Origin of the sequence: Flexivirga aerilata (assembly GCF_013002715.1) — a bacterium.
Classification (GTDB): Bacteria; Actinomycetota; Actinomycetes; order Actinomycetales; family Dermatophilaceae; genus Flexivirga; species Flexivirga aerilata.
Window position 1 is genome coordinate 558,987 of record NZ_JABENB010000001.1, and the last position, 19,311, is coordinate 578,297.

18 protein-coding genes and 1 pseudogene are annotated in these 19,311 nt (G+C 69.9%); 7 read left to right on the plus strand and 12 right to left on the minus strand.

Annotated features, from left to right (window positions below; translation table 11 throughout):
• Positions 1 to 41: 41 nt before the first annotated feature.
• Positions 42 to 3,275, minus strand: a complete 3,234-nt coding sequence (locus HJ588_RS19895) for an SNF2-related protein (protein ID WP_171151688.1) — start codon at positions 3,273 to 3,275, stop codon at positions 42 to 44.
• A 43-nt stretch (positions 3,276 to 3,318) separates the two neighbouring features.
• Positions 3,319 to 5,043: a ubiquinone-dependent pyruvate dehydrogenase gene (gene poxB, locus HJ588_RS02645; protein ID WP_171151689.1), complete on the minus strand. Its 1,725-nt coding sequence runs from the start codon at positions 5,041 to 5,043 to the stop codon at positions 3,319 to 3,321.
• 160 nt (positions 5,044 to 5,203) lie between these two features.
• Here poxB and HJ588_RS02650 point away from each other — a divergent pair, with 160 nt between their 5' ends.
• Genes HJ588_RS02650 through HJ588_RS02660 form a run of 3 tightly spaced genes read left to right on the plus strand, consistent with a single transcriptional unit; the run spans position 5,204 to position 6,866 of the window.
• Positions 5,204 to 6,100, plus strand: coding sequence for a multinuclear nonheme iron-dependent oxidase (locus HJ588_RS02650; protein WP_171151690.1), 897 nt, complete (start codon positions 5,204 to 5,206; stop codon positions 6,098 to 6,100).
• Positions 6,097 to 6,588, plus strand: coding sequence for an SCO6045 C-terminal-like domain-containing protein (locus HJ588_RS02655; protein WP_171151691.1), 492 nt, complete (start codon positions 6,097 to 6,099; stop codon positions 6,586 to 6,588). The genes HJ588_RS02650 and HJ588_RS02655 overlap by 4 nt, the downstream gene beginning before the upstream one ends.
• Positions 6,585 to 6,866, plus strand: coding sequence for a hypothetical protein (locus HJ588_RS02660; RefSeq protein ID WP_171151692.1), 282 nt, complete (start codon positions 6,585 to 6,587; stop codon positions 6,864 to 6,866). Before HJ588_RS02655 ends, HJ588_RS02660 begins: the two co-directional genes overlap by 4 nt.
• 32 nt (positions 6,867 to 6,898) lie before the next feature.
• Here HJ588_RS02660 and HJ588_RS02665 read toward each other — a convergent pair whose 3' ends face one another.
• The 4 genes from HJ588_RS02665 to HJ588_RS02680 all read right to left on the minus strand — a co-directional run bounded on the left by HJ588_RS02665 (position 6,899) and on the right by HJ588_RS02680 (position 11,966).
• Entirely contained in the window at positions 6,899 to 8,371 is a 1,473-nt protein-coding gene (locus tag HJ588_RS02665; RefSeq protein ID WP_171151693.1) for an HNH endonuclease signature motif containing protein, read from the minus strand.
• 250 nt (positions 8,372 to 8,621) lie between these two features.
• Complete coding sequence (locus HJ588_RS02670) at positions 8,622 to 10,658, minus strand: NAD(+) synthase (protein WP_171151694.1); 2,037 nt, start codon at positions 10,656 to 10,658, stop codon at positions 8,622 to 8,624.
• A gap of 41 nt (positions 10,659 to 10,699) precedes the next feature.
• Positions 10,700 to 11,233 (minus strand): type 1 glutamine amidotransferase domain-containing protein, encoded by a 534-nt coding sequence (locus tag HJ588_RS02675; RefSeq protein ID WP_171151695.1) that lies wholly within the window; start codon positions 11,231 to 11,233, stop codon positions 10,700 to 10,702.
• A gap of 208 nt (positions 11,234 to 11,441) precedes the next feature.
• Positions 11,442 to 11,966 carry a MarR family winged helix-turn-helix transcriptional regulator gene (locus HJ588_RS02680; protein ID WP_171151696.1) on the minus strand — a complete coding sequence of 175 codons (525 nt, stop codon included), beginning with the start codon at positions 11,964 to 11,966 and terminating at the stop codon, positions 11,442 to 11,444.
• 74 nt (positions 11,967 to 12,040) lie between these two features.
• On the opposite strand from HJ588_RS02680, the gene HJ588_RS02685 reads away from it, so the two are divergent.
• The 3 genes from HJ588_RS02685 to HJ588_RS02695 all read left to right on the plus strand — a co-directional run bounded on the left by HJ588_RS02685 (position 12,041) and on the right by HJ588_RS02695 (position 14,778).
• Positions 12,041 to 12,418 (plus strand): DoxX family protein, encoded by a 378-nt coding sequence (locus HJ588_RS02685; RefSeq protein ID WP_171151697.1) that lies wholly within the window; start codon positions 12,041 to 12,043, stop codon positions 12,416 to 12,418.
• A 69-nt stretch (positions 12,419 to 12,487) separates the two neighbouring features.
• On the plus strand, positions 12,488 to 13,720 hold the full coding sequence (locus HJ588_RS02690) for an MFS transporter (protein WP_171151699.1): 1,233 nt from the start codon (positions 12,488 to 12,490) through the stop codon (positions 13,718 to 13,720).
• A gap of 233 nt (positions 13,721 to 13,953) precedes the next feature.
• A complete protein-coding gene (locus HJ588_RS02695) occupies positions 13,954 to 14,778 on the plus strand; it encodes an acyl-CoA thioester hydrolase/BAAT C-terminal domain-containing protein (protein ID WP_171151701.1) in 825 nt (274 codons plus the stop codon).
• A gap of 39 nt (positions 14,779 to 14,817) precedes the next feature.
• Here HJ588_RS02695 and HJ588_RS02700 read toward each other — a convergent pair whose 3' ends face one another.
• The 5 genes and pseudogenes from HJ588_RS02700 to HJ588_RS02715 all read right to left on the minus strand — a co-directional run bounded on the left by HJ588_RS02700 (position 14,818) and on the right by HJ588_RS02715 (position 18,353).
• On the minus strand, positions 14,818 to 15,615 hold the full coding sequence (locus tag HJ588_RS02700) for a crotonase/enoyl-CoA hydratase family protein (protein ID WP_171151703.1): 798 nt from the start codon (positions 15,613 to 15,615) through the stop codon (positions 14,818 to 14,820).
• 23 nt (positions 15,616 to 15,638) lie between these two features.
• Positions 15,639 to 16,235, minus strand: a complete 597-nt coding sequence (locus HJ588_RS19195; RefSeq protein ID WP_246241882.1) for a low temperature requirement protein A — start codon at positions 16,233 to 16,235, stop codon at positions 15,639 to 15,641.
• A pseudogene (locus tag HJ588_RS19200) lies at positions 16,162 to 16,908 on the minus strand (low temperature requirement protein A); the annotation flags it as partial. The pseudogene HJ588_RS19200 and the gene HJ588_RS19195, both read right to left, overlap by 74 nt.
• A 58-nt stretch (positions 16,909 to 16,966) precedes the next feature.
• Entirely contained in the window at positions 16,967 to 17,422 is a 456-nt protein-coding gene (locus HJ588_RS02710; RefSeq protein WP_171151705.1) for a cysteine dioxygenase, read from the minus strand.
• Positions 17,423 to 17,726: 304 nt separating this feature from the next.
• Positions 17,727 to 18,353, minus strand: a complete 627-nt coding sequence (locus HJ588_RS02715) for a nitroreductase family protein (RefSeq protein ID WP_171151707.1) — start codon at positions 18,351 to 18,353, stop codon at positions 17,727 to 17,729.
• Positions 18,354 to 18,454: 101 nt separating this feature from the next.
• Here HJ588_RS02715 and trxA point away from each other — a divergent pair, with 101 nt between their 5' ends.
• Complete coding sequence (gene trxA, locus HJ588_RS02720) at positions 18,455 to 18,844, plus strand: thioredoxin (RefSeq protein WP_171151709.1); 390 nt, start codon at positions 18,455 to 18,457, stop codon at positions 18,842 to 18,844.
• A gap of 23 nt (positions 18,845 to 18,867) precedes the next feature.
• On the opposite strand, the gene HJ588_RS02725 is transcribed toward trxA, so the two are convergent.
• Positions 18,868 to 19,221: a DUF2599 domain-containing protein gene (locus HJ588_RS02725; RefSeq protein ID WP_212755257.1), complete on the minus strand. Its 354-nt coding sequence runs from the start codon at positions 19,219 to 19,221 to the stop codon at positions 18,868 to 18,870.
• Positions 19,222 to 19,311: the final 90 nt, after the last annotated feature.

Here is a 19,311-nt window from a genome sequence, read left to right on the forward strand (position 1 = left end):
GTAAAGGTTTCGTCAGCTTTGCGGTTGCGGCCGGACCGGCATCACTGGAGCAGGCCGCGGATGTCGTCCGGCGTGATCGCGCCGCCGAGCACCCCGCCCCCGTCGACCACCTGCTCGAACAGCGCCCGCTTGCGCTCCTGCAGGGCCACGACCTTCTCCTCGATGGTGCCCGCGCTCACCAGCCGGTAGACCATCACCGGCTTGTCCTGCCCGATGCGGTGCGCGCGGTCGATCGCCTGCGCCTCGGTCGCCGGGTTCCACCACGGGTCGAGCACGAAGACGTAGTCGGCCTCGGTGAGCGTGAGACCGACGCCGCCGGCCTTCAGCGAGATCAGGAAGGCGGCCTGGTCACCCTGCTTGAAGTCGTCGATCACCTTCTGCCGGCTCCGCGTGCGGCCGTCGAGGTATGACGTGGTCAGCCCCGCCTCGGCCAGTGCGTCCCGGGCGAGCGCGAGGTAGGAGGTGAACTGGCTGAAGACCAGCGCACGGTGGCCCTCCTGCGCCAGCTCCACGAGCTGCTCGACCAGGACCGCGAGCTTCGCCGAGGTCTCGGCCGCGGCGGTCTCGGGGTCGACCAGGCGGGGGTCGAGCGCCAGCTGTCGCAGCCGGGTCAGCGAGGCGAGGATCTCCACCCGGTTAGCGTCGGGGTCGTCGAGCAGGCCGAGGATGCGCTGCCGCTCGCGCTGCAGCTGGCGATCGTAGGTCTGCCGGTGCCGCGGGGTGAGCGTCACCGAGAGCGTCTGCTCCTGCTTCGGCGGCAGATCGGAGGCGACCTGGTCCTTGGTGCGACGCAACATCAGCGGCCGGATGCGTTGCCGCAGCTGGTCGAGCAGCTCGGGCGCCTCGCCGCGCTCGATCGGCTTGCGGTAGCGCTGGGTGAAGGCGTCGGGCCGGGGATAGAGCCCCGGCGCGGCGAGCGCGAGCATCGACCAGAGATCCATCAGGGAGTTTTCGAGCGGGGTGCCGGTGATCGCCAGCGTGAACGGCGCGCCGACCCGCTTGGCGGCCTGGAAGGTCTTGGACTGGTGGTTCTTGACCGACTGCGCCTCGTCGAGCACCAAGCCGTTCCAATCGGTTTCGGCGAACTGCTCGGCGTCCAGCCGCAGCACTGCGTATGACGTGACGACCACTTCGGCCCCGGCGATCGCCTCGGCGACGGTCGTGCCCCGCCGCTTGCTGGTCTCGGCGAGCGCCACCACCCGCAGGTCGGGCGCGAACCGGCCGGCCTCACTGACCCACGTGCCGACGACCGAGCTGGGCGCCACGACCAGCACCGGGATGTGCAGCTCTCCCTCCTCGCGGGCGCGGGCGAGGAGCGCGAGGGTCTGCAGTGTCTTGCCGAGCCCCATGTCGTCGGCGAGCACGCCACCGAGCGCACAGTCCCAGAGAGCGGCGAGCCAGGTGAAGCCGTCGAGTTGGTAGGGCCGCAGGGTTGCCTTGAGTCCGTCGGGCACGGTCGGCCGGGTGAACTCGTCGAGTCCGCGGATGCGCTCGATCTGCTGCGCCCAGCGGCTGCTCTGCTGGTCGACGACGCCGATGGACTCGAGCTCCTCCCACAGGCCGAGCTGAAACCTGTTGATCGACAAGCCTTCTCGCTGTCTATCGGACAGCTCGCGGGCCTCGGCGATGAGCCGCTCGAGCTGCTGCAGCTCGGGGTGGTCGAGGGTGAACCACGTGCCGGAGTCGAGCAGCATCGCCTCGTCACCGCGGGCCAGGGCGGCGAAGAGCGGGGTGAAGGGGACCTCCTCGCCGTCGATGGTGACGCTGACGCGCAGGTCGAGCCAGTCGTTGTCCTCGGAGTCGGTGGCACCGACGCTGATCTGCGGCGTGCTGGTCGACTCCTCGAAGACGGGCAGGTCACCGTCGACGACGAGGTCGATGTCGTCGTGCTCGGCAAGAGTGTCGAGGCGCTCGGCGAGGCGCACCGCACGCCAGCCCTCCAGCCGGGACCGCTCCATCGGCCACCAGCCGAGCCCGCCGATCGCATGCATGAGGCCGACGGCGCGCAGGTCCGGCTCCAGTCGCTGCACCAGCTCGTGCTCGGCCTTGCGGTCGCGGGTGCGGTCGTAGAGGTCGGGGGCGACAGCCTTGAGATGCCTTCCGGCATAGACCAACTGGGCGGTGATCTCGATGGCCTGCGGCTCCGGCGACGTCACCGTGAGCCGCAGCCGCAACGGCTCGGGAGGGCCGTCGAGATCGGCCACCGCGTGCAGGCGGCGGGCCAGCCGCGGCAGGTAGAGGTCGACGAACTCGTCGGCGTCCTGCGCGGGCACCTCGACCGGCCCGTCGAGCAGCATGGCGAGCGCTGGACCGGTGACCGGGCGGTCGGTGGCGGCGAGGGTGAGGTTGTGGTCGAAGCCGCGCAGCACGACCCCGTGCGGCGGGTCGCCGACGAGCAGCAGCTCGCCGTCGTCGTCGGGCAGACCGACGACATCGGCCCGGCCAACCACCGAACCGTCCTGCTGGCGCTGGAAATCGGCGGCGACCCGCACCGGATCGGGCACGAGGCTCACCCCATAGTCACTGCCGTATGACGGGAGCAGCTCCACGCCCCCGTCGACGATGTCGTGCAGCGCGCCCCACACCGCCGGACCGCACTCATCGAGGAAGATGCCGGCACCGGAGTAGAACACCGCGTGCGCCCCGCCGCGAGCGAGCTGGCGGAGACGCGAAAGTGCTTGTGCTTGCTCGGCATTGAAGCGCCGGATCAACTGGTTGGCAGCCACGTCGTCCCACGAGGTCTGCTTGGACCAGCGGCCGGTCTTGGTGAGATGGCTGGGCGCCAGCGCCACCCGCAACGCCGGCCGGCCGTGCAGCAGCTGTCGCGAGGTGCCGATGCGCAGCCCGAGCCGGACGCCGTCGTCGGCGGCCGCGCGCTGCTCGGTGTCGTCGAGTTGCTGCTGCACGAAGCGGCGCCACGCGGGGATCGGGTCGGCGCGGCCGCCGACGGCGTCGCGCGCGGTGAGCAGGGTGGCGGCGACGTGTTTGCACTCGGTCGCTACCGGGCAGGAGCAGCGGGACATCCAGTCCGGGTCGCCGCCGGCGGTGTCGAGACGGGTGATCATCACCGTGTAGGGACGGTCGCGGCTGCCGTCGACGGTGGAAAGCAGCAACCGGCCGCGGTCGCCGGTGTTGATGGTCAGCACCCGCTCGGAGTCGACGTAGACCAGCGCGCGCTCGTAGGACAACTCCCCTACGTGCTGCACGATCTGCTCGTCGGTCACCTGGCGCACCCAGTCGGCGCCGTGCACCTCGAAGTCCGGGCTGTGGCTCACCACTCGACGGTAGCCCGGGGCACCGACATACCGCGGAGGTTGTTCACAGGAGCTGGCGGAAGTTGGTCGAGGCCAGGTCGAGCAGCTCGTCGCCGCGCCCCGACAGCACGGTGCGGATCGCGTAGAGGGTGAACCCGCGCGCCTGCTCGAGCGTCACGGCCGGAGGCATCGACAGCTCCTGCCGGTTGGTGCGCACCGAGACCAGGGCCGGCCCGTCATGGGCCAGCGCGTCACGCAGTGCCGGCTCGAGCTGGTCGGAACTGTCGACCCGAAAACCCTTGAGGCCAACGGCATCCGCGACCGCGGCGAAGTCCGGGTTCTGCAGATCGGTGCCGTAGGTGACGAAGCCGGCGGCCTTCATCTCCAGCTCCACGAAGTTGAGCGAGGAGTTGTCGAAGACCACGATCTTGACCGGCAGGCGGTTCTGCACCAACGTCACCAGCTCGCCCAGCAGCATGGTGAGACCGCCGTCGCCGGCCATCGCGATGATCTGCCGATTGCGGTATGCCGCCTGGCCCCCGATCGCCTGGGGCAGCGCGTTGGCCATGCTGCCGTGCACGAAGGAGCCGAGCATCCGGCGCGTGCCGTTCATCGTGATGTAGCGCGCGGCCCACACCACCGGCGACCCGACGTCGGGGATGAACACCGCGTCGTCCGCGGCGAGCCGGTCGAGAGTGCGCGCGACGAACTGCGGGTGCAGCGCCTTGTCGGCCGGCGCGGGCGTCGCGAGCTCGTCGAGTTTGGCGCGGGTCTTGCGGTAGTGGTCGCGCGCGTCGCGCAGGTGCTTGTCGTCGGTGCGCGGGGCGAGGCGGCCCGCCAGCGCGGGCACGGTCTCCTTGACGGTGCCGACCAGGCCGACGTCGACCGGGTGGCGTCTGCCGAGTTGCTCGCCGCGCACGTCGACCTGCACGTACTTCGCGTTCGCGGGCAGGAACTGCTGGTAGGGGAAATCCGTGCCGAGCATGAGCACCGCGTCGGAGCCGGCCATCGCGCGATAGCCCGACGCGAAGCCGAGGAGTCCCGTCATACCGACGTCGTAGGGGTTGTCCCATTCCAGGTGTTCCTTGCCGCGCAGCGCGTGCACGATCGGAGCGTTCAGCTTGCCGGCGAGGGCGACGACCTCGTCGTGCGCGCCTGCGGTGCCGGCACCGGCGAGGATCGTGATGCGCTGCGCGCCGTTGAGCAGCTGCGCCGCTGCCTCGAGCTCGTCCTCGGACGGCAGCACGGCCGACCGCGTCGGCCGGATGCGCACCACCCGATCGCTCTTGGCCTCGGCGAGCGCGACATCGCCGGGTATGACGAGGACCGCGACACCGCGCTTCTCGATCGCGGTGCGGGTCGCGATCTCCAGCAGGCGCGGCATCTGCGAGGGGTCGGCGACGTATTCGGCGTAGACCGAGCACTCGCGGAAGAGCTCCTGCGGGTGGGTCTCCTGGAAGTAGCCGGAGCCGATCTCGGCGGTGGGGATGTGGGCGGCGATCGCGAGCACCGGGACGCGGCTGCGGTTGGCGTCATACAGGCCGTTGATGAGGTGCAGGTTGCCGGGGCCGCAGCTGCCGGCGCAGACCGCGAGATCGCCGGTGAGCTCGGCATCGGCCGCGGCCGCGAACGCCGCCGCCTCCTCGTGCCGCACATGCACCCAGGTGATGTCGCCCTGCTTGCGCAGCGCGTCGGTGAAGCCGTTGAGCGAGTCGCCGGGGATGCCGTAGACCCGCCGGATGCCGTGTGCGTGCAGGTTCTTGACCAGGTTCTCGGCGACCGTTGCCATCGGCGACTCCTCGGGGTCGGTATGACGGTGCGGGCGGGCTCGCCCCGCAGCCGTCTCCAGGTATAGCCCAGGGTCGCGGGTGACGTGCGTCGCACCCCGATGCGTGATCGTGACCTCCGCCCGGAACGCGCTCGCTATCTTGGGACGTCAAGGGGGCACCATGAGCGCAACGTTCGGATCGACCGGCGACGTCACCGCCGGCCTCACTCACGGACTCACCGCCGGTCTCACCGGCACCGCCGTCGCGTGGCGGCCGGCGGTGGCCGACCTCGTCGCCGAGCTGGCCGATGGCGGCCACCTGCACTTCACCGAGGTGGTCGCCGAGAATGTCCACCTGCCGGCGGTCGATCCGCGACTGGTGGCGCTCGCTGCGCGCGGCACCGTCGTGGTGCCGCACGGGGTGTCGCTCGGGCTGGCCGGCGCCGGGCGACCCGATCCAGCGCGATTGCGTCGATTGGCAGAGCTGGCAACGCATTTCGGCTCGCCGCTGGTGAGTGAGCATGTGGCGTTCGTGCGCGCGGCGGACAGCCCCGACACGATGCACGGGGACGTGCTGGAGGCGGAGCACCTGCTGCCACCGCCGCGCACACGGGACAGTCTCGCGGTGCTGGCCGACAACATCGCGATCGCGCGCGACCAGTTGCCGGTGCCGCTCGCGGTCGAGAACATCGCGGCCGTCATGTCGTGGCCGGAAGATGAGCTGTCGGAGCCCGAATTCCTCACCGAACTGGTCGAACTCACCGACGTGGGCATCGTGCTCGACGTGGCCAACCTCTATGCCAGCGCGACCGCGCGCGGCTCCGACCCGCACGCGGACCTGCACCGTTTCCCGCTCCACCGGATCGCCTACGTGCACGTCGCGGGCGGCCGGTGGGACTCCGGCTTCTATCTCGACACCCACGCCGACCCGGTGCTGCGCGCGGTCGCGGACCTGCTCACCGACCTGGCGGAAACCGTTGCGCCGCAAGCGCCGGGGGTGCTGTTGGAGCGCGACGACAACCTGAGCGCCGAGGCGGTCCGGGCCGATCTCGCGGTCGTGAACGGGGCGCTCGTATGACGGCGCTCGCGCGCGAGGCGGCCCCCGAGGTCGACGCCGCTCGGGAGCAGCTCGCGGCGCGGCAGTCGGCGGTGGTGGCGGAACTGCTCGCCGGCCGGGCGCCGGCGGGTTTCGACCCGGATGCGGCGAGGCTCACGGCGCGGATCCTGCTGCGCAAGCGGGCGTCGGCTGCGTCATACGCCTGCCCGGAGGTGGAGTTGCTGCCCCGCTGGCGGGAGATGTTCGCCGAATATGCCTGGCAGTGCGTCGAATACGGCTGCGCGCACGACGACGTCGCGGGCTTCCGGCGGTGGTTGCAGGGCCGGCCGGTGACACCTGTCGTCGGTGCATGGTTGCGGCTGGCGGCGGTCTATGCGGGTGAGCGCCGCGGGTGTCTCGCCATCCGCGCCGGCTGCTGGTCGTTGAACATCGGTGTCGGCGACACGGTCTGGCACCTGAAGCTCACGCGGGCGCGCGGCCCGCGGCTCGGGAGGGGAGCACAGTCATGATCCTTGCGATCGTCCTCATCACCATCACTGTCGTCGGAGCGGGCTTCCTGCTCCGCAACAGCGGAGTCGATGCCGGCCGGCGCAGGCGGGTGAAGCGGTCGGGTGCCGGTGGGGGCACCGGTGCGGGCGTCTACGGCTACGACGGTGGACCGTTCGACGGCGGCGGCTCGCACCACGGTGGCGGTTCGCATCACAGCTGCGGGTCGAGCGGCTGCAGCTCGAGCAGTTGTGGTGGGGGCAGCAGCTGTGGCGGCGGGGGTGGCTGCAGCTCGAGCTGAGTTGCCTGCCTGCAGGGTGCTGCCGATTGGCATCAGGCTGCCGCGTGGGCGTGGCCGGGCATGCGGCCGGGGGTGAGGTCCCAGGTCACGCCGTCGGGGCCGACTTGTGCCATGAACCCGTGTCGGTGGACTTCCTGGTGATGTCGGCAGCAGAGCATCGCGGAGTTGGGGAGGCTGGTTTCACCACCGGCCCACCACGGGATCACATGATGAACTTCGCAGAAACCCGGCGGTCGATCACAACCAGGGAACGTGCACCCACCATCCCGTATGACGACAGCCGCGCGTAAACCCTTGGTGACCAGGCGTTCTCGCCGGCCCACATCCATCGGTTGGCTGGGTCCGCCGAGGACAGCGGGGATCAGGTCCGCGTCACAGGCGGCGCGGCGGGCGGCTCCGGCATCGAGCACGTCACCGCCCGGGGTGGTCGCCCCGCCGATGCCGTCGGTCAGCGACGTGAAGTCCATGGTCAGCAGGATCGTTGCCGCCGACCCGACCGGTGCCACCTCACCGGCGGCCACTTTCGCGCCCGCAGTGACCAGCTCCATCAACGCATCCGCGCGGCGTTTGCCCGGAGTGCGTTCATCACGGACGGTTTCGCCGGTGCCGGTGCCGGTGCCGACGCCGACGCTGCCGCCGGTGTCGTTGCCGGCCGCCAGGGTCGGCTCTCCAGTGCCAGGGTCCTCTACCGCAGCGCCTGAGCCGTTCGCTGTCGCGCCTTCGGCATCGGACCACGCTGGCGCGGCAGCTGGCCGCGGTGCGGACCCGGCCGTGATCGCCGCCTTCAACACCGCAGCATTCGCGGGCGCCAGCTCGGCGACCAACCTGGTCATCCCGGTAGCGGTCGTGCCCCACGTCAGCGTTTCGACCTGTTCGAGTTTCGCGTCCTGCGCGGAGAGTGCTTCGGTGGCGTAAGTGGCGAGGATCTTCCGGGTCAACGCCTGCACACCCTTGACCCCGAGCGCAGGGTCCAACTGCAGGAACCACGCCAGCACCTCACCCCGGTCGGCGGTCGGGATCACCGGCGTCACCTTGTCGGCATTGGTCAACGCGGCCCTTGCGGTCGAGACTGTGCACGACCCTCGTGCGACTGCTGTGGCGATGACCGCGTTCTTCCGCTCCCGGCACGCCTCCGCGACAATCGCGATCGACTTCGCCTCGACCGGTTCGATCGGCACCCCGGATGCTTCGGCGTGACGACATACCCATTGGGTGGTGTTCGCAGCGGTCGAGTCCGCGACCGTCCCACGGTCCACCGCATCAGCGGTGACCACCGCAGCCACCTGCGCCGACCGCCCGTGCAGGCGCAATAGCACCTGCGTCAGTGACTCCACCTGTCCGTCGCCGAGTTGGTGCACCACCTCCGGCACCTCATCCAGCAACACCGCGACCGCCTGCAACTGCTCCAGCACCTCCGGCCCGCGCCCCGGCTCAACCGGCACCCGCACCGCCCCAGCAGGCATATCCGGACGCCCGGGTAACGGCACAGCAGAATCGAGAGACATGGGCACGAATCTCCTTCCGCTGCAGTGGCTTTCGTCGTACATCGATCATACCTTCGATGCCTGACAGGTGGAAGGGATTTCGAACAGATTTTCGAGAAAGCTGCAGGCTCTCCGGGCCGTCCCTCAGCAATCCGAGAGCGCAGCGCGGCGCCGTGCGCGGAGCCGCGCGAAGCTCCCAGGGAGAGGGCCAGCCAGCCCACGGTGCGAAGCGCTACGCGCTACCCCACCGAGGACGGCGAGCGCAGCACACTCACCGTGGCACCTTCTCCAGGTCCGCGAGCCACACCGTGGCGTTGCCGTCACCCGGCGCGCGCCAGTCACCGCGGGGCGACAGCGAACCACCGGCGACGACCTTCGGCCCGTTCGGCATCGCCGACCGCTTGAACTGGCTGAAGCCGAAGAACCGTTTGATGAAAACCTCCAGCCACGAACGGATTTCGGCCAGGTCGTAGGCGACGTGTTCGTCGTCGGGGTAACCCGGCGGCCACTCACCGGCTGCCGCGTCGCTCCACGCGTGCTCGGCCAGGAAGGCGATCTTGCTGGGCCGCATGCCGTAGCGCAGCGTGTGGAAGAGGTTGAAGTCCTGGAGCGCGTAGGGCCCGATGCTGGCCTCGGTCGACTGCGGCTTCTCGTCCTCGCCGGCCGGCACCAGCTCGGGACTGATCTCGGCGTCGAGGATGGTCTGGAGCGTCGAGGACGCCTCGGCCGGGAAAAGCTTCGCGGCGATCACCCACCGGATCAGGTGCTGGATCATCGTCTTCGGGATGCCGGAGTTGACGCCGTAGTGCGACATCTGGTCACCGACGCCGTAGGTGTTCCAGCCGAGCGCGATCTCGGACAGGTCACCCGTGCCGAGCACGATGCCGCCGTCCTTGTTCGCGATCCGGAAGAGGTAGTCGTAACGCAGCCCGGCCTGGACGTTCTCGAAGGTCACGTCGTAGACCGGCTCCCCATCACCCGCAGGGTGCCCCATGTCCTTCAACATCTGGGTCGCGGCGGGCCGAATGTCCAACTCGTGGAAGGTGACTCCCATGTCGGCGGCGAGTTTGGTCGCCGCCGACTTGCTCGCGTCGCCGGTGGCGAAACCCGGCATCGTGTAGGCCAGGATGTCGGTGCGCGGCCGGCCCAGCTCGTCCATCGCGCGGGCTGCCACGAGCAGGGCGTGGGTCGAGTCGAGCCCGCCGGAAAGACCGAGCACGATCTTGGGCTGGCCGATAGCCCGCAGCCGCTGCTTGAGGGCGGACACCTGGATGTTGTAGGCCTCGTAACAGTCTTGCGCGAGGTGCTCCGGGTCGTCCGGGACGAACGGGAAACGGTCGATCTTGCGCATCAGCCCGATGTCGGTGCGCGGCGGATCGAGCGTGAAATTGACTGTGCGGAACTGGGTTTCGCCGGCAAACGTGCGCTCGTTGTCCGCGATCGACCCGTCCCGCAGGCGCTCCTGACGGATCCGGTCGAGGTCGACGTCGACCGTCGTGCGCTGCGCGGTGTCGGGGAAGCGCTCGGTCTGGCCGAGCAGCCCGCCGCACTCGTAGACCATCGTCATACCGTCCCAGGACAGGTCGGTGGTCGACTCGCCCTGACCCGCCGCCGAATAGACGTATGCCGCAAGGCATCTCGCGCTCTGGGCCTGCGCGAGCAGGTGCCGGTCGGCGGCTCGGCCGACCGTGATCGGACTGCCGGAGATGTTCACCAGCACGTTGGCACCGGCCAGGGCGGCGAGCGACGACGGCGGGATCGGCACCCACATGTCCTCGCAGATCTCCGCGTGCACGGTGAGGTCCGGCAGATCGTCGGCCCGGAAGATCAGGTCCGGACCAAACGGAATCTCGTTGCCGCCCAAGGTGATCGACTCACCATGCTGGTCGTCGCCCGGCGCGAAGTAGCGCTTGTCGTAGAACTCCCGGTAGTTGGGCAGGTAACTCTTCGGGGCGACGCCGATGACCTCGCCGCCGTGGATCGCGACCGCACAGTTGTAGAGGCGCAGGCCCTTGCGCAACGGCGCGCCGACGATCACCAACGGCAGCAGGTCGGTCGTGGCACGGGCGATGTCGGCGATACCGGCCTCCACCGCGTCGAGCAGCGCGTCCTGCATCACCAGGTCGTCGATCGCGTAACCGGTCAGGCTCATCTCGGGGAAGACCGCGAGCGCGACCGCGTCCTCGTGGCACTCCCGCACTTGGCGCACGATCGTCGCGGCATTGGTCGCCGGATCGGCGATCGCGGTCGGGAGCGTGCACGCCGCAACCCGGGCGAACCCCTGGTCGTAGGCCGAGTGGAAATTCATGCCGTCATACTCTCAGCACGCACTCCCACCCGGCCGGAGGTCTAGCCCTCGACCGCCTTGACCAGGGCTTCGTCGAAGGCCTGCAGGTCGTCCGGCTTGCGGCTGGTGATCAGGTTGCCGTCGACGACGACCTGCTCGTCGACCCAGTCGCCGCCGGCGTTGCGGATGTCGGTCTGCAGGCTCGGCCAGGAGGTGAGCCGCTTGTCACGCAGGACGTCGGCCTCGATCAGCGTCCACGGCGCGTGACAGATCGCGGCCACCGGCTTGCCGGAGTCGACGAACGTCTTGACGAAGAACACCGCGTCCTTGTCGGTGCGCAGCGCGTCGGGGTTGGCGACGCCGCCCGGCAGCACGAGCGCCGCGAAGTCGTCGACGGACGCGTCCTTGACCTGCTCGTCGACCTTCTGCGTGGTGGATTTGTCGAGGTGATCGAAGGTCTGCACCTCACCGGACTCGGGGCTGAGCAGGACCGGCTCGAAGCCCGCGTCCTGCACCGCCTTCCACGGCTCGGTGAGTTCGACGCGCTCGATGCCTTCGCCTGCGGTCAGAAAGGCGATCTTCTTGCTGTCGGCCATGGTTGTTCCCTACCTTCTCGCGATGGGCGGGCGCCGCGCACGGGCGGCTTCGTCCCTCCACGTATAGCTCCGGCGGGCCACTCGCGTCGAGTCAGATCGCCTGACAATGCGGCAAGTTCACCCGTTCGAGTGAGGCCGGCCGGCTGTCCTGCTCGTCGGTGCCGCCGGTGCCGTCGATGTCGCCGATGTCGCCAATGTCGCCGGAGCTTCAGGTGCGACCCGTGCCCTCGGCGCCCGTCTCATCGGCAGCTCCGCCCGTCTCCGGGCACAGCCCGGCGGCGATCTTGCCCATCGCCCGCCGCAGCGCGCGCTGCTCGGCCTCGGTCAGGTTGTCGAAGACCAGCTCCCGCACCCGCTCGACATGGCCAGGCGCTGCGTCGACGAGCGCGTCGTACCCGGCGTCGGTGAGCACCGCCCGCATCACCCGGCCGTCGTCCGGATCGCGCCTGCGTCGTACCAACCCGCGCGCCTCAAGGCGGCGCATCAGGTGTGACAGCCGGGACTGCTCCGAGTTGGCGAACGCGGCGAGGTCGCCCATGCGCATGGTGCGGTCCGGCCGGTCGGCGAGACCGGCCAGCACGTAGTACTCCAGGAAGCTCAGACCGGAGTCGGACTGCAGTTGCCGCCCGAGTGCACCGGGCAGGGTGGCGAGCACCAGGTGGAGGGACCACCAGGTCTGCAGTTCCTCCGGGCTGAGCCAGCGCGGCGGATCGGCGGGGGACGGTGCGGGCATACCACGAGCATACCCATTGTTTGAAAGTTCATATATAGTCGCATGAACATTCAACTGATTGGACGGAGAATCTCGTGAACCTCGCAGTGTGGATCGTGAGCGGCGTGCTCGCAGCGGTCTTCCTGATGGCCGGGGCGGCGAAGCTGCCGGTGACCGCGCAGAAGCTGGCCACCGACCCCAAGCTCGCGTGGGCGACCGGCAAACCCGTGGCCCTGGTCCGCTTCATCGGCCTCGCCGAGGTCGCCGGCGCCCTGGGTCTCATCCTGCCCGGCGCCTTCGACATCGCCACCTGGCTCGTGCCGGTCGCCGCCGTCGGGCTGGCCGTGGTGATGGTCGGCGCGATCGTGACCCACGCGCAACGCAAGGAATGGCCCAACGTCGCGGTCAACCTGGTGCTGCTCGCGATGGCGGTCTTCGTGGCGATCGAACGCTTCGGGCCGCAGAGCTTCTGAGCCGCATATCGACAACTGCCCCGGCACACTTCGGCCGGGGCAGAACCGTCTTGCTGACATGCTGGCGGCATGCGCCTGCAACCGTGGATGAGAGTGAGTCTCGCGCTCTTCGTCGTCGGCTGGGGGGCCAACGAGTTCGCACCACTGCTGATCGTCTACCGACGCACCGACCACCTGTCGGAGACGCTGGTGACGGCGATGTTCGCCGCCTACGTGCTCGGCCTCGTGCCCGCACTGATCGTCGCGGCCCGGCTCGCCGGGCGCTTCGGGCACCGCGCGGTCATGCGGCCGGTGATGGTCACCGCCGGGCTGTCCTCGCTGCTCCTCGCCGTCGGTGAGTCGTCGCCGCCCCTGCTCTTCGCCGGCCGGGTCCTGTATGGCGTGTGCACCGGCGCCGCGATGGCTCCGGGCACGACCTGGGTGAAGGAACTATCGGCCGGAGCCCCCACCGGCACCGGCGCGCGACGGGCCGCGATGTCGCTGTCCGCCGGCTTCGGCGGCGGACCGCTCGTCACCGGCTTCCTCGCCCAATGGCTGCCCGCACCGAAGGTGCTGCCCTACCTGGTGCACATCGGCCTGACGATCGTCGCGGGCGCCCTGGTATGGCGCGCCCCGCAGACGGCGACCGTCGAGGAGGAGCACGTCGTCTCGTCCGGAGAGCCGTCGGTGGTGCCGGCCGCGCCGGTGCGCGGCTCCCGTCATACGGCTTTGAGGGGGCACTTCTGGTCGCGGGTCGCGCCGATGGCTCCATGGGTATTCACCTGCGCCACAGTCGGTTTGGTCATCCTGCCCAGTCTCATGCAGACCTCGATCGCAGGGTTTGCGGTGGCGTTCACCGGGATCATGGCCGGCATCACCCTCGGCGTCGGCGTGGTCGTGCAACAGCCGGCCCGCGGGATCGAGGCGGCGCACCCCGGTCTGGTCAGCGTGCTCGGCATGGCGTGCGCGGTGGCAGGAGTGCTGCTCACCGTCGTCGTGGTCGACCACCGGTCGGTGCCACTGGTGATCGTCGCCGGCGTGGTCCTCGGCTGCGGCTACGGCATGACGCTCGTCGGGGGCCTCACTCGCATCGAACACCTCACTCCCGCAAGCGATCTCGCGATGACCAACGCGGTGTTCTACTCCCTCACCTACCTCGGCTTCTTCGTGCCCACGATCGTGTCGATGCTGGTCGAGCGGTGGCCCGAGCAATGGGTGCTGCTCGGGCTCGCCGGCCTCGGCGTGCTCTCGCTCGCCGCCGCCGCGCTCGCCCAGCGCGCCGCGCGGCCGGCACCGACACGTGCGGCCGAGCTAGTCGAGTAGGCCGGAGCCACGCTGGTCGAGTTGAATGCTGGTCGAGTAGGCCGAGCCCCAGGGGCGAGGCCGTATCGAGACCAGCCCACCGGCGCTGGTTTCGATACGCGCTCCCCCGCTTCGCTCCTCCGCGCTACTCAACCAGCATGCGTTCGCTACGCACGCCACACCCGCTGGTCGAGTAGGCCGAGCCCCCAGGGGCGAGGCCGTATCGAGACCAGCGCCACCGATACGCTCGATCCATGGAGGAGCACCTCACCCACCCCGACGGGATCGTCGTGACCCCGCAGAAGCATTGCGGCACAGGGGTGCTCACGCTCGGCGGATCCAGCGGGCGCATCGACGACGGACGCGCGCGGGTCTTCGCCGAGCACGGCGCGCTGGCGATGTCGATCCGGTGGTTCGGCGGCGAGGGTCAACCGCAGGGCCCGCGCCTCATCCCGCTCGAGACCTTCACCACGGCGCTCGACCGACTCGCCCCGCACTGCGACCGGCTCGTCGTCGCGGGCACGTCATTCGGCGCGGAGGCAGCCCTCCTCACTGCTGCGTATGACGAAAGGGTCTCCGCCGCAATCGGTTTCGCACCGAGCAATGTGGCCTGGTCCTACATCGACCCGGACGACACGCAGGTGTCGCACTGGACCTGGGACGACGAGCCGGTGCCCGCGGCGCCCTTCGACACCTCCTGGCAGCCGGACACCGACCCGCCGGCATTCGTCGGCGGCTATCGGCGCAGCCTGGCGGCGGCCGACCCGGAAACCGTTGCGGCAGCGACGATCCCGGTCGAGCACATCGACGACGTGCTGCTGGTCGCAGGCGGGGACGACCACGTCTGGCCGGCGGTCGACTTCTCCGCCGCGATCGCCGAACGACGTCGAGCACACGGCCGCGACACCACGGTCGTCACGCTCCCCGCGGCCGGACACCGGACCGTCCTGCCGGGAGAGTCGGTGATCAACGCCGGCATGGCCCTCCAGCGCGGCGGCACCGAGCAGGCCGACCGCGCACTCGGCGAACAGGCGTGGCCGGCCGTGCGCGACATCCTGCGGCTGCCGGCGCGCGGCTGACGCTGCGACTGGCGGCGGCCGCCCGGCTGACCGACCGCCTCAGCGCGACCGAGGCGCGAAAACCGGCTGTTCGCGCTGCAATCCGGCCTTCCGGGCGATCTTGGCATTGCGACCCATGAGCAGCTTGGTCTGCTCCCAGCGCTCCTTGGCGAAGGTGCGACGAGGGGAAGAACCCCACCGGCTGTCGAAGAGCTTCTTGGCGGCCGCGAGTGCGTCCGGCGACCGCTGCGCGAGTTGCCCGGCCAGATCGCGAGCTGCGGCATACGGCTCGGGGTCGACCTGGCCGACCAGCCCGAGTCGCGCGGCTTCCTCGCCGCTGATGATCTCAGCGGTCATCGTCAGTCGCTTCGCGGTCTCGATGCCGACGAGTTCGGCGAGTGCACGGACCCCGGTCATGTCCGGGATCAGACCCCACTTGCCTTCCAGCACAGACCATTTCGCGTCCGGGGCGGTGACGCGCAGGTCCGCGCCGAGAGCGATCTGCACACCGCCGCCATAGCAGTGGCCATGCACGGCGGCGATCACCGGCACCGGCACCCGGCGCCAGGCCCAGCACGCCTCCTGGAAGACGTTGGTGCCGCGCCACGGCCGGGGCACCATGCCGAGCGGCAGCTGCTTGGGGTCGGCGCTCACCGTCTTGAAGTCCAGCCCCGCACAGAACGAGTCGCCCGTCCCGGACAGGATCACCGCGCGCAGCGACCGATCCGCACGCAGCCGGTGCGCCGCCGACGCGAGGCCGCGCAGCATCGGCATCGTGAGGCCGTTGAGCTTGTCGGGCCGGTCCAGCCGTACGTCCGCGGTGCCGTCACTGACCGCGACGTCGATGTGTGCACTCATGGCCCCGATAGTAGGGCCGTGGCTCACGAGGCCTCGTCGACCATGCGCTGCAGCATGCGCGCCTGATGCCGGTAGGCACCGAGTTCGTGACTGACGACGGTCACGAACGGCGCCAGCATGATGAGGATCAGGCTGACCGCGAGCGGCATGCCCGCCATCGCCACGACCACTGCCGCCACCAGGAAGAGAGCAGTCACCCCCAGCTGCAGGAAGTGCAGGGCGTCACCGGCGCTCAGCAGCGCGTCGTGCAGCACGAAGACCATGCCGAGGTAGACCGCGACGGGCACCGCGAGCAGCAGCGTCGTGGTGACGTGCCCGATCTTCGCGTGGTGTTCGAGGTAGAGACCCGCCACGTGCAGCCCCGCCCCGGTCGCGGCGATCGCGATGAAGATCGGGATGTGCCCGTAGCCGAAGAGGTAACCGCGCCGCGGCCGGTACTGCAGGATCGTGCCGAACGGGGTGATGAAGTAGACCCACCAGATGCCGAAAGGTGAGCCCGACCCCGGCGACCACGACCGCGACCGCGTTGCCGCTCCACTGAGCGCCGGACTCGCCGCCGAGCAGCCCCTGCGACGAGGCGACCGTGCCGACGACCCCCTCGCCGAGGGTGATGATCGCAAAGAGGCTGTAGCGCTCGGCGATGTGGTGCGGGTGCCACGGCGTGCCGTTGGCCTGCCCCTGGGACAGCACCGGCAGGAGCAGTTCGACGATGCCGAGCACGAGCGCGCACACGAAGGTGACGGGCAGCGACATCGGCGACCAGGCGACGATCACCCAGCCGACCTGCGCGACCAGCACCCACCGGATGTGCCGCATCGCGACCCCGCTGTATGACGACTGGCGCGCCGCCCGCCACCACTGCGCGGCCATCGCGACGCGCATCACGATGTAGCCGATCACCATCAGCCGGTTGTCGAGGTGCTGCCCCTCCGCGACCGAGTTGAACATCGGTGGCAGACCGAGTGCGAAGACGACGACGCCGACCATCGACACCATCGTCAGGGCCCGGTAGAGCCAGTCGTCGGTGTCGAAAGCCGACGCGAACCAGGTGAAGTTGATCCAGGCGACGCAGATCGCGAACATCGCGAACAGGAAGGCCAGCAGGGCATTTGCGATGTGCCCCTCGGCACTGAGCTCGGCGAAGTGCGACGCCGCCGTGCCGACGGCGACCACGAAGGTGAGGTCGAGGAGCAACTCCAGCGGCGTCGACGCGCGATCGCCCTCGTCGGGGTCCCGGCCCCGCATCGGCGTCAGCCGGTGCACCAGGTCGGTCGGCGACTGGGGATTGCTCATACCCCGGATCCTTCCAAACGGTGTCCCGTCAGGTGGCGCTTCGCTGCGGCCGATCGCGTCAGGCGGGTTTCACCGCGACCGGCTTGCCGTCGACCCATTCGTAGGGCGTCATCTCGGTCAGGCCCGGTGAGTAGGCGTGGATCGTCACCGCGTAGTCGTCGCCGAGGTTGGTGACGTTGTGGAGCTGCCCGGCTGCGATCACGTGCTCGTCGCCGGGTGCGAGATCGCGCACCTGCACCGAGCCGCCCTTCCAGAGCTCGTCGCCGAGGTCGCCCTCGACGACGACCATCGCGCCGCTCGCGTCGCCGTGGTCGTGCCACCCCGTCGTGCTACCGGGCGGCCAGGTCATCACCCACACCTCCAGGTGCGGGGTCTGCGCCAGCGGGTGCCTCGTGCGCTCGTCGCCGGACCGGTCGACTGCGCTGGCGGCGCCGGAGTCACCGGCGAAAAGCTTTGCGACCCGGAGCAATTGGGCTCGGGTGAAATTGCGAACACCGGGAGAGGTGGTGGTCATCGAGGTCTCCGTAGGGAAGTGGCGCGCCATGCGGCGTCGGTGGTCTGTTGCGGGTGAGCGGGTTGGGCTCAATAGCGACAGACATGCCACGTGACGGGTCGCCGGTCGGCGATCCGCGTCTGCTGCGTGGCAATCGAAGACATGCCCCCAGCAGAACACGGCCGACGACCGATCTCCAAGCGGATTACCCGCAGTCTTGTCATCCGAAACGATCGTCCCGAAAGGTGGACCACCATCGCCGGCGTATGACGGCAGTCCCGCCTGCCGCGGCTGCGTCGCCCCCGGCCGGCGGCTCCCGCTCCGTCTACTCGGGCAGCTCCAGACGCAGCGGATCGCCGAACTGCCCGGCGAAGGCGAGCCGGTCGAGCGGCCGGCGCTTGCGGGGTCGCTCCTCGCGCTCGACGTTCGCCGGGTCGACGTCGGTGCGTTCGGCGGGCGGCAGCCAGCGGCCGACGGCGATGCCGCTCAGCACCTGCCACTCGGCGGGCACCGCGAAGCTGGCGGCGACGGCGTCGTGGTCGAAACCGCCGAACTGGTGCACCGACAGGCCCATGCTGACCGCCTGCACGCACAGGTGCGCGGCGGACTGGCCGAGGTCGTAGGCGGTGTAGTCGTAGGTGCGCAGACCGCCCTTGGGGTCGTCCGGTTCGGCACCGACCTGCCGCAGGCCGATCAGGATCGCGCTGGCGGCCGGCACCCACTGGGCATTGCCCCGGCTGAGCGCTGCCACGATCCGCTGGTGAGTGGCGTCCCCGCGCCGGCCGACCAGAAACCGCCACGGCTGGGTGTTGCCCCACGACGGCGACCAGCGTGCCGCCTCGAGCAGCGCAGCGAGGGCGGCGTCGTCGAGTGTGTGCGCCGGGTCGAAGACCGACGGCGAACGCCGGTCGCGCAGCAACGGATCGATCTGCGGGATCGTCATCTGCGCCATTCAACTCCTCGTCCCGGAAGGATCGGCACCCGCCATACGTTGCGGAAGATGACAACGGCGGGCGGGACCTCGCTCGCCACCCTTCCTAGGAGCTGACTCACGTGGCCACCACGACTTTGACGACCGACACCTTCACCCAGGGAGTGACCGGCGACGACATCGTGCTCGTCGACTTCTGGGCCGACTGGTGCGGTCCGTGCAAGATGTTCGCCCCCGTCTTCGAGGAGGCGTCCGAGCAGCACCCGGACATCACCTTCGCGAAGGTCGACACCGACGCCGAGCCCGCGCTCGGCCAGGCGCTCAACATCACCTCGATCCCGACGCTCATGGCCTTCCGCGAGGGCATCCTCGTCTTCGCCCAGCCCGGCGCCCTCCCGGCGCGCGAGTTGAACTCGCTCATCGACCAGGTGCGCCAGCTGCCGATGGACGAGGTGCGGGCCAAGCTCGCCGAGGCCGAGAAGGAAGACGGCGCGAGCCCCGACCCGCAGTGATCCCAGGCTGACGATCCGGGCGGTCAGACCTCCGGGCCGCCCGGGTTGCACCTAGTCTCATAGAGCGTCCGGCCCGGGACGACCGGACGCCACGGCTCGAGATTCCAACTCGTCTTCGCCGGTTCGGCGACCCGCGCCAACTCCCAGTGGCAGTCGAATTGTGCTCGCATCCCTGGAGTTTCGGCATCCGGAGCCATCCGCACGACCTCGGCCCAGGCGGCGTCCTCGGCTGCTGCCCCGCTCGTCGCCCGGCGGCCGCTCGGTGTCGGGTGCACCTGCAGGCTCCGCCCGCTCGGCAGGCTGACCCACACCACCTTCCCGATGTATGGCGGGGGCGCGTCCTCCGGCGCGCTTCCGGTGCCGGCTGGGCTACTCACCGCCGGACTGCTCACCGTCGGGGCCCCGTCCGACCCAGCGCGATGCCGCTGAGACGGGCCCGCTCGGCGATGTGTGCCGAGCCGTCCCGC

What these genes read in the sequence shown, in the direction of transcription:
- poxB (WP_171151689.1), bottom strand. Translation starts at nt 5,043, where the DNA reads ATGGCAACGGTCGCCGAGAACCTGGTCAAGAACCTGCACGCACACGGC.
- HJ588_RS02650 (WP_171151690.1), top strand. Translation starts at nt 5,204, where the DNA reads ATGAGCGCAACGTTCGGATCGACCGGCGACGTCACCGCCGGCCTCACT.
- HJ588_RS02655 (WP_171151691.1), top strand. Translation starts at nt 6,097, where the DNA reads ATGACGGCGCTCGCGCGCGAGGCGGCCCCCGAGGTCGACGCCGCTCGG.
- HJ588_RS02660 (WP_171151692.1), top strand. Translation starts at nt 6,585, where the DNA reads ATGATCCTTGCGATCGTCCTCATCACCATCACTGTCGTCGGAGCGGGC.
- HJ588_RS02665 (WP_171151693.1), bottom strand. Translation starts at nt 8,371, where the DNA reads ATGTCTCTCGATTCTGCTGTGCCGTTACCCGGGCGTCCGGATATGCCT.
- HJ588_RS02670 (WP_171151694.1), bottom strand. Translation starts at nt 10,658, where the DNA reads ATGAATTTCCACTCGGCCTACGACCAGGGGTTCGCCCGGGTTGCGGCG.
- HJ588_RS02675 (WP_171151695.1), bottom strand. Translation starts at nt 11,233, where the DNA reads ATGGCCGACAGCAAGAAGATCGCCTTTCTGACCGCAGGCGAAGGCATC.
- HJ588_RS02680 (WP_171151696.1), bottom strand. Translation starts at nt 11,966, where the DNA reads ATGCCCGCACCGTCCCCCGCCGATCCGCCGCGCTGGCTCAGCCCGGAG.
- HJ588_RS02690 (WP_171151699.1), top strand. Translation starts at nt 12,488, where the DNA reads ATGCGCCTGCAACCGTGGATGAGAGTGAGTCTCGCGCTCTTCGTCGTC.
- HJ588_RS02695 (WP_171151701.1), top strand. Translation starts at nt 13,954, where the DNA reads ATGGAGGAGCACCTCACCCACCCCGACGGGATCGTCGTGACCCCGCAG.
- HJ588_RS02700 (WP_171151703.1), bottom strand. Translation starts at nt 15,615, where the DNA reads ATGAGTGCACACATCGACGTCGCGGTCAGTGACGGCACCGCGGACGTA.
- HJ588_RS02710 (WP_171151705.1), bottom strand. Translation starts at nt 17,422, where the DNA reads ATGACCACCACCTCTCCCGGTGTTCGCAATTTCACCCGAGCCCAATTG.
- HJ588_RS02715 (WP_171151707.1), bottom strand. Translation starts at nt 18,353, where the DNA reads ATGGCGCAGATGACGATCCCGCAGATCGATCCGTTGCTGCGCGACCGG.